The sequence below is a fragment of the Burkholderia sp. BCC1638 genome, from assembly GCF_902833195.1.
Taxonomy (GTDB): Bacteria; Pseudomonadota; Gammaproteobacteria; order Burkholderiales; family Burkholderiaceae; genus Burkholderia; species Burkholderia diffusa.
The window spans coordinates 121,749-128,979 of record NZ_CADFEC010000018.1 but is presented as its reverse complement, the minus strand read 5'-3'; the positions used below and the strand labels follow the sequence as shown (position 1 = coordinate 128,979).

General features: G+C 65.9%; 8 protein-coding genes and 1 pseudogene. 8 read left to right on the top strand and 1 reads right to left on the bottom strand.

Annotation, left to right across the window (positions count from 1 at the left end):
• The 3 genes and pseudogenes from HWX22_RS21095 to phaR form a co-directional block, all read left to right on the top strand.
• Nucleotides 1-377 (top strand): annotated as a pseudogene (locus HWX22_RS21095) (acetyl-CoA C-acetyltransferase); the annotation flags it as partial.
• A gap of 120 nt (nt 378-497) precedes the next feature.
• Nucleotides 498-1,238 carry a 3-ketoacyl-ACP reductase gene (locus tag HWX22_RS21090; protein ID WP_059537451.1) on the top strand — a complete coding sequence of 247 codons (741 nt, stop codon included), beginning with the start codon at nt 498-500 and terminating at the stop codon, nt 1,236-1,238.
• Between the two features lie 118 nt (nt 1,239-1,356).
• The gene (phaR, locus tag HWX22_RS21085) at nt 1,357-1,923 is read left to right on the top strand and encodes a polyhydroxyalkanoate synthesis repressor PhaR (RefSeq protein ID WP_011549704.1); all 567 of its coding nucleotides are present in this window, start codon (nt 1,357-1,359) and stop codon (nt 1,921-1,923) included.
• A gap of 355 nt (nt 1,924-2,278) precedes the next feature.
• Here the strand turns inward: phaR and HWX22_RS21080 are convergent, their stop codons facing one another.
• Entirely contained in the window at nt 2,279-2,533 is a 255-nt protein-coding gene (locus tag HWX22_RS21080) for a hypothetical protein (RefSeq protein ID WP_175916323.1), read from the bottom strand.
• A gap of 83 nt (nt 2,534-2,616) precedes the next feature.
• On the opposite strand from HWX22_RS21080, the gene HWX22_RS21075 reads away from it, so the two are divergent.
• From HWX22_RS21075 to HWX22_RS21055, 5 genes are all read left to right on the top strand, one after another.
• Nucleotides 2,617-2,763 carry a hypothetical protein gene (locus tag HWX22_RS21075; RefSeq protein WP_159085643.1) on the top strand — a complete coding sequence of 49 codons (147 nt, stop codon included), beginning with the start codon at nt 2,617-2,619 and terminating at the stop codon, nt 2,761-2,763.
• 41 nt (nt 2,764-2,804) lie between these two features.
• A complete protein-coding gene (gene rimO / locus HWX22_RS21070) occupies nt 2,805-4,166 on the top strand; it encodes a 30S ribosomal protein S12 methylthiotransferase RimO (RefSeq protein ID WP_174913031.1) in 1,362 nt (453 codons plus the stop codon).
• Between the two features lie 3 nt (nt 4,167-4,169).
• Nucleotides 4,170-5,096 carry a sugar kinase gene (locus tag HWX22_RS21065; protein ID WP_175916322.1) on the top strand — a complete coding sequence of 309 codons (927 nt, stop codon included), beginning with the start codon at nt 4,170-4,172 and terminating at the stop codon, nt 5,094-5,096.
• Nucleotides 5,097-5,313: 217 nt separating this feature from the next.
• Complete coding sequence (locus HWX22_RS21060) at nt 5,314-5,856, top strand: hypothetical protein (RefSeq protein ID WP_175916321.1); 543 nt, start codon at nt 5,314-5,316, stop codon at nt 5,854-5,856.
• Between the two features lie 113 nt (nt 5,857-5,969).
• Nucleotides 5,970-7,154 carry a cystathionine beta-lyase gene (locus HWX22_RS21055; protein WP_175916320.1) on the top strand — a complete coding sequence of 395 codons (1,185 nt, stop codon included), beginning with the start codon at nt 5,970-5,972 and terminating at the stop codon, nt 7,152-7,154.
• Nucleotides 7,155-7,231 lie beyond the last annotated feature (77 nt).

Below are 7,231 nucleotides of genomic sequence, written 5' to 3'. Positions count from 1 at the left end.
GCCTGACGCCGCTCGCGCGGATCAAGGCATACGCGAACGCGGGCGTGGATCCGAGCGTGATGGGCATGGGTCCGGTGCCGGCATCGCGCCGCTGCCTGGAGCGAGCGGGCTGGACGCCGGGCGACCTGGACCTGATGGAAATCAACGAGGCATTCGCGGCGCAGGCGCTGGCGGTGCACAAGCAGATGGGCTGGGACACATCGAAGGTGAACGTGAACGGCGGTGCGATCGCGATCGGTCACCCGATCGGCGCGTCGGGTTGCCGGATCCTGGTGACGCTGCTGCACGAGATGGTCAAGCGCGACGCGAAGCGCGGGCTGGCGTCGCTGTGCATCGGCGGCGGGATGGGCGTCGCGCTTGCGGTCGAGCGTCCGTAACCGGTCGTCCGTCACGGCCAAACCAATCCGGGCGCCGGCCGATTGCAGCTTCGGCCGGCGTTACGTGAAGTCAGAGGGGGCCTCCGGCGGCTCTCGAAACCAAAAAATGGAGTGAGATTTATGTCTCAGCGAATTGCGTACGTAACGGGCGGGATGGGCGGCATCGGCACCAGCATCTGCCAGCGTCTGTCGAAAGACGGCTTCAAGGTGGTCGCGGGTTGCGGCCCGAACTCGCCGCGCCGGGTGAAATGGCTCGAGGACCAGAAGGCGCTCGGCTACGATTTCATCGCGTCGGAAGGCAACGTGGGCGACTGGGACTCGACCAAGGCAGCGTTCGACAAGGTCAAGGCCGAAGTCGGCGAGATCGACGTGCTGGTCAACAACGCGGGCATCACGCGCGACGTCGTGTTCCGCAAGATGACGCATGAAGACTGGACGGCCGTGATCGACACCAACCTGACGAGCCTGTTCAACGTGACGAAGCAGGTGATCGACGGGATGGTCGAGCGCGGCTGGGGCCGGATCATCAACATTTCGTCGGTGAACGGCCAGAAGGGGCAATTCGGCCAGACGAACTACTCGACCGCGAAAGCCGGCATCCACGGTTTCACGATGTCGCTCGCGCAGGAAGTCGCAACGAAGGGCGTGACGGTCAACACCGTGTCGCCCGGCTACATCGGCACCGACATGGTGAAGGCGATTCGTCCGGACGTGCTCGAGAAGATCGTCGCGACGATCCCGGTGCGTCGTCTCGGCGCGCCGGAGGAAATCGGTTCGATCGTCGCGTGGCTCGCGTCGAACGACTCCGGCTTCGCGACAGGCGCCGACTTCTCGCTGAACGGCGGCCTGCATATGGGCTGAACGTCCGGCTGCGCGGGCCGCTTCGGCCGCGCGGCCCGGCGTTTCCGAAGGCCCCCGCCTCCCGGATCCGGGAGGCGGGGATTTGTCACTTGCGCTACGCTGCACCCAAAGGCGTTACATGACTACTACAAAGAAAACGGCCGAGCGGCTCATCAAGAAGTACCCGAACCGCCGGCTCTACGATACCGAGACGAGCACGTACATCACGCTGACCGACGTCAAGCAGCTCGTGCTGGAACAGGAGGACTTCAAGGTCGTCGACGCGAAATCCAACGAAGACCTGACGCGCAGCATCCTGCTGCAGATCATCCTCGAGGAAGAGAGTGGCGGCGTGCCGATGTTCTCGTCGTCGATGCTGTCGCAGATCATCCGTTTCTACGGTCATGCGATGCAGGGCATGATGGGCACGTACTTGGAAAAGAATATCCAGGCGTTCATCGACATCCAGAACAAGCTCGCGGATCAATCGAAGAACCTTTACGAAGGTAACGCGATGAATCCGGAAGTCTGGTCGCAGTTCATGAACATGCAGGCGCCGATGATGCAAGGGATGATGACGAGCTACATCGAGCAGTCGAAGAACATGTTCGTGCAGATGCAGGAGCAGATGCAGAACCAGGCGAAGTCGATGTTCAGCACGTTCCCGTTCAAGCAACCGGGCGCGCCGGAGCCGGAGAAGAAGTAACGCTTGCGCGGCAGGCCGGTCGCGGCGGCACCCGCCGCCCGACGCCTGGCTTGGCGCCGCGATGCGCGGCGGTGCGATGCGGCCGATCGTGTGCTCGGGCACGACGATGGCCGCTGGCGCAAGATGTTGCCGACGGTCGTTCCTGATCGTCGGCATCGAATGCCTGTGCCCTCGCGTGGGGGCCGGTGCGATCGTGGTCCGGTCGCCTTTATCTAATTCCAGAGAGTCATCAGCAAATCGACACCCGGGCGTGTCGCGCCGCACGGCGTGCGTTTGTGCCAGTGCGGCCGATCGCCGTTGCGTCGGGCCGCGTCACAACGCGCAGCGGCAAAGCCTGCGCGTTCGCCGGCTTGGCTCAAAGTGCCGGATCGAAATCCTGGTGATCGTCCGCGGGAGGAAGGTCGAGCACGAGCTTCACCGCGCAGTAGTTCGCCTTCAGCGAAAACACCCGGCCGATCACAAGAAACGTCTGCCGCGAATTCTCGAGTTCGACGAAGTCGCCCGGCTGCGGCACGTGGGCGCCCTGGTCATAGGAAAAGCTGGCGCTGGTCTGCTCGCCGATGGTCTCGGCGGCGTGCTCGGTGAATTCGATCGTGATGTGGGTGGTCATGCGAAGCCTGTTGGGTAAGTGAAGAGAGCGGATGTTGCGATTTTCGCATAGGGGCGGGGTGAGGCCGGGGGCGATTGTCGTGCATGACGGGCGGTGATCGCATTCATCGTTTCATCGTCGCCGGTCTGAAAGGCTGGATCAGCTGCCGGTTCCGCCGGCGCGTGCTGGGTATTGAGGGTGCCATCCACGGCGTCTTGAGCGCCGGTTTTGCCTCCCTGACCCATAAATAGCTGTAAACTCACGCTTTTGCCGCCACGCCCCCACATTCCAGATGTCCCAGTCCCCCAAAGTAGGCTTCGTATCCCTCGGGTGCCCGAAGGCGCTCGTCGACTCCGAACAAATCATCACCCAACTGCGCGCCGAAGGTTATGAAATCTCCGGCACCTACGACGGTGCCGACCTCGTCGTCGTCAACACCTGCGGCTTCATCGACGAAGCCGTGCAGGAAAGTCTCGACGCGATCGGCGAAGCGCTGACCGAGAACGGCAAGGTGATCGTCACCGGCTGCCTCGGCGCAAAGTCGAGCGCCAGCGGCTCGAACCTGATCGAGGAAGTCCACCCGAAGGTGCTCGCCGTCACCGGCCCGCACGCGGTGGGCGAAGTGATGCAGGCCGTGCACTCGCACCTGCCGAAGCCGCACGATCCGTTCGTCGACCTCGTGCCGGCCGCCGGCATCAAGCTCACGCCGCGCCACTATGCGTACCTGAAGATCTCCGAAGGCTGCAACCACCGCTGCACGTTCTGCATCATCCCGTCGATGCGCGGCGATCTCGTGTCGCGTCCGGTCGCTGAAGTGATGCTCGAGGCGGAGAACCTGTTCAAGTCGGGCGTGAAGGAACTGCTCGTGATCTCGCAGGACACGAGCGCGTACGGCGTCGACGTGAAGTACCGCACGGGCTTCTGGAACGGCAAGCCGATCAAGACGCGCATGACCGACCTGGTCGCCGCGCTCGGCGAACTCGCCGCGCAGTATGGCGCATGGGTGCGCCTGCACTACGTGTATCCGTACCCGAGCGTGGACGAAGTCATTCCGCTGATGGCCGAAGGCCCGTTCAAGGGCCACGTGCTGCCGTATCTCGACGTGCCGTTCCAGCACGCGCATCCGGAAGTGCTGAAGCGCATGAAGCGCCCGGCGAACGCCGAGAAGGTGCTCGAGCGCGTGCAGAAGTGGCGCGAGATCTGCCCGGACCTGACGATCCGCAGCACGTTCATCGCCGGCTTCCCCGGCGAGACGGAAGAGCAGTTCGAAACGCTGCTCGACTTCATCCGCGAGGCGGAACTCGATCGCGTCGGCTGCTTTGCCTATTCGCCGGTCGAAGGCGCGACCGCGAACGACCTGGACGGCGCACTGCCGGATGACGTTCGCGAAGAACGCCGCGCGCGCTTCATGGAAGTCGCCGAGGAAGTGTCGGCGCGGCGCATCCAGCGCAAGGTCGGCAAGACCCTCAAGGTGCTGATCGACGAAGTCAGCGAGGAAGGCGGCATCGGCCGCACGGCGGCGGATGCGCCGGAGATCGACGGGGTCGTCTACGTCGAACCGGCGACGAAGGCGTCGAAGCGCTACAAGGTCGGCGATTTCGTGTCGGTGAAGATCACCGGCGCGGACGGCCACGACCTGTGGGGCGAGGTCTAAGCGATGACCGCAGCGTTTCCGCAGATCCTCGCGCTCGGCGAGGCGATGATCGAATTCAACCAGTCGCAGCCGGGGCGCCCGGAGTTCCTGCAGGGCTTCGGCGGCGACACGTCGAACTTCTGCATCGCCGCGGCGCGTCAGGGCGCGTCGACGGGCTTCGTGTCGGCGATCGGCGACGATCCGTTCGGCCGCTTGCTGGCCGACATGTGGGCGGCGGAGGGCGTCGACACGACGTACGTGCGGATCGACCGCTCGGCGCCGACCGGCGTGTATTTCGTCACGCACGGCGCGGATGGCCACCAGTTCGACTATCTGCGCGCGGGCTCCGCAGCGAGCCGCTACGCGGTGGCCGACCTGCCGCTCGATGCGCTGGCCGTGGCGAAGGCCGTGCACCTGTCGGGCATCAGCCTCGCGATCAGCACGGCCGCATGCGACGCTGCGTTCGCGGCGATCGACCACGCGCGCGGCAACGGCGCGCAGGTCAGCTTCGATACGAACCTGCGCCTGAAGCTGTGGCCGCTGCCGCGCGCCCGCGCGGTGATGCGCGAGGCGCTGCGCCAGACGGACATCTGCCTGCCGAGCTGGGACGACGTCACGGCGCTCACGGGCGCGAACGATCGCGACGCGATCGTCGACGCGATGCTCGAACACGGGCCGCGGGTCGTCGCGCTGAAGCTCGGTAAGGAAGGCGCGTACGTGGCGACCCCGAACGAGCGGCGTGTGGTGCCGGGCTTCGCGGTCGAGGCCGTCGATGCGACGGGCGCGGGCGACTGCTTCGGCGGCGCGTTCGTTGCACGGATCGTCGCGGGCGACGATCCGTTCGCGGCGGCGCGTTATGCGAACGCGGCCGCGGCGCTGTCGACAACGGGTTTCGGCGCGGTCGCGCCGATTCCGCACCGCGAGGCGGTGGAACGCCTGATGCAGGGCTGACGCCGATCACGCACGCCGGTCGTGGCCTCGCTCGCGTGACGCACGCATCCGCAATCCCTGGATGACGGGCGACATGCAACGTGAAGGTGGCAAGCGGCGTGCGTACATCGGTGTTTGCGCACGCGCGATCGCTACGCGCGCGTGACGACGACCATCGGCGGCAGGCAGCATGTCGCCGTGTTTTTTCGAGCGAATCTGAAGCAAGGAGCAACACAAGGTGGGTCGATATTCGGAATGGCAACGTGCGCTGGTGGTCGCCGGTGCGCTGGCGGCGGGCCTCGCGATGCCGGGCGTGGTCGCGGCGCAGGCCGCCGCGCCGGGCGTGCAGCAGGATGAAGCGACACCCGCGCGGCCGCTGCGGCCGAATCCGGAATTCGCCCGCCTGCCGCGCTACGAAGGCACGCTCGGCGACCGGCCGATCGTCGTGCATCTCGGGCCGAAGACGGACGAGGAAGGCTTGCATGGCGAATACCAGTTCGCGGACACGGGTGAGGTCGTGCTGCTCGCCGGCGATCGCGACGGCGACACGCTCGAAATCGAGGAATCGAACGACGGCACGAACATCACGGGCGTGTGGATCGGCCGCTTCGACGCGACGGGCGACCTGAAGGCCGACCGGATGAACTCGGACGAATCGGATCCGCAGCCCGTCGTGCTGCGTCTGGCGCCGGGCAAGCGCGCGGCGCTGCAGGTGCGCGACGGCCGGATACAGGAAATCGAGACGGTCGGCGGCATCGTCAACCTGCGCACCGACGACTGAGCGCGCGCTGGCTCGGTGCGCGCGGCGCGCATTGTACCGGGCCAAGCGCGCCGATTTTGGCTAATCTAGCGACACATTCCGCAACCGAACGGCCTTTCCCCCGGCCTCCTGCCATGACTGCATCCAATCCGAAGCGCGCACTCCAGACCCGCATCGTTCAACCCGACGACATCATTCCGGAAGGCTTCCGCTCGTTCGTCCCGCCGGTCGCGCGGGCATCGACGGTCGTGTTCCCCGATCTCGCGACGATGCGCGCGCTGGTCTGGCACAACGACAACCAGTGGCGCTACGGGCTGCACGCGACGCCGACATCGCTCGCGCTCGCGCAGCGGCTCGCCGAGATCGAGGGCGGCACGCATGCGCTGCTGCAGCCGTCGGGCCTCGCGGCGATCATGAACGTCTATTTCGGGATCGTGAAGGCGGGCGACGACGTGCTGATCCCGCACAACATCTACGGGCCGAACGCCGATTTCGGCAACTGGCTCGCGAAGGATTTCGGCATCACCGCGCGCTTCTACGATCCGCTCGTCGGCGCGGGCATCGCCGACCTGATCCAGCCGAACACGCGGCTGATCTGGATCGAGGCGCCGGGCTCGGTGACGATGGAAGTGCCCGACGTGCGCGCGATCACGACGGTCGCGCAGGCGCGCGGCGTCGTCACCGCGATCGACAACACGTATTCGGCCGGCCTCGCGTTCAAGCCGTTCGAGCATGGCGTCGACATCTCGGTGCAGGCGCTGACCAAGTATCAATCGGGCGGCAGCGACGTGTTGATGGGCGCGACGATTACCGCGAACGCGGAACTGCACGCGCAACTGAAGCTCGCGCGGATGCGCTGCGGGATCGGCGTGTCGGTCGACGATTGCTCGCTCGTGCTGCGCAGCCTGCCGAACATGCAGGTGCGCTTCGATGCGCACAGCAAGAGCGCGCTTGCGCTCGCGCAATGGCTGAAGGCGCGGCCGGAAATCGCCGCCGTGCTGCATCCGCAACTGCCGGACTGTCCGGGGCACGCATCGTTCGTGCGCGACTTCACCGGCGCGGGCGGGCTGTTCTCGGTGGTGTTCGACGAACGCTACAGCAGCGAGCAGATCGATCGTTTCGTCGAGGCGCTCGAGCTGTTCGCGATCGGCTGGAGCTGGGGCGGTGCATGCAGCCTCGCGATGCCTTACGACGTGGCGTCGATGCGTGCGGAGTGGCCGCATCGCGGCACGCTGGTGCGCTTTTACGTCGGTCTCGAAGACGAAGCCGACCTGCGTGCGGACATCGAGCGCGCGTTGCAGGCCACGCTCGGCCGATAACGGAACCGAAGCGGAAAAACGAAACGCCCGCGCGATGCAATATCGCGCGGGCGTTTTTTCATGGACGGCGTGCGCAG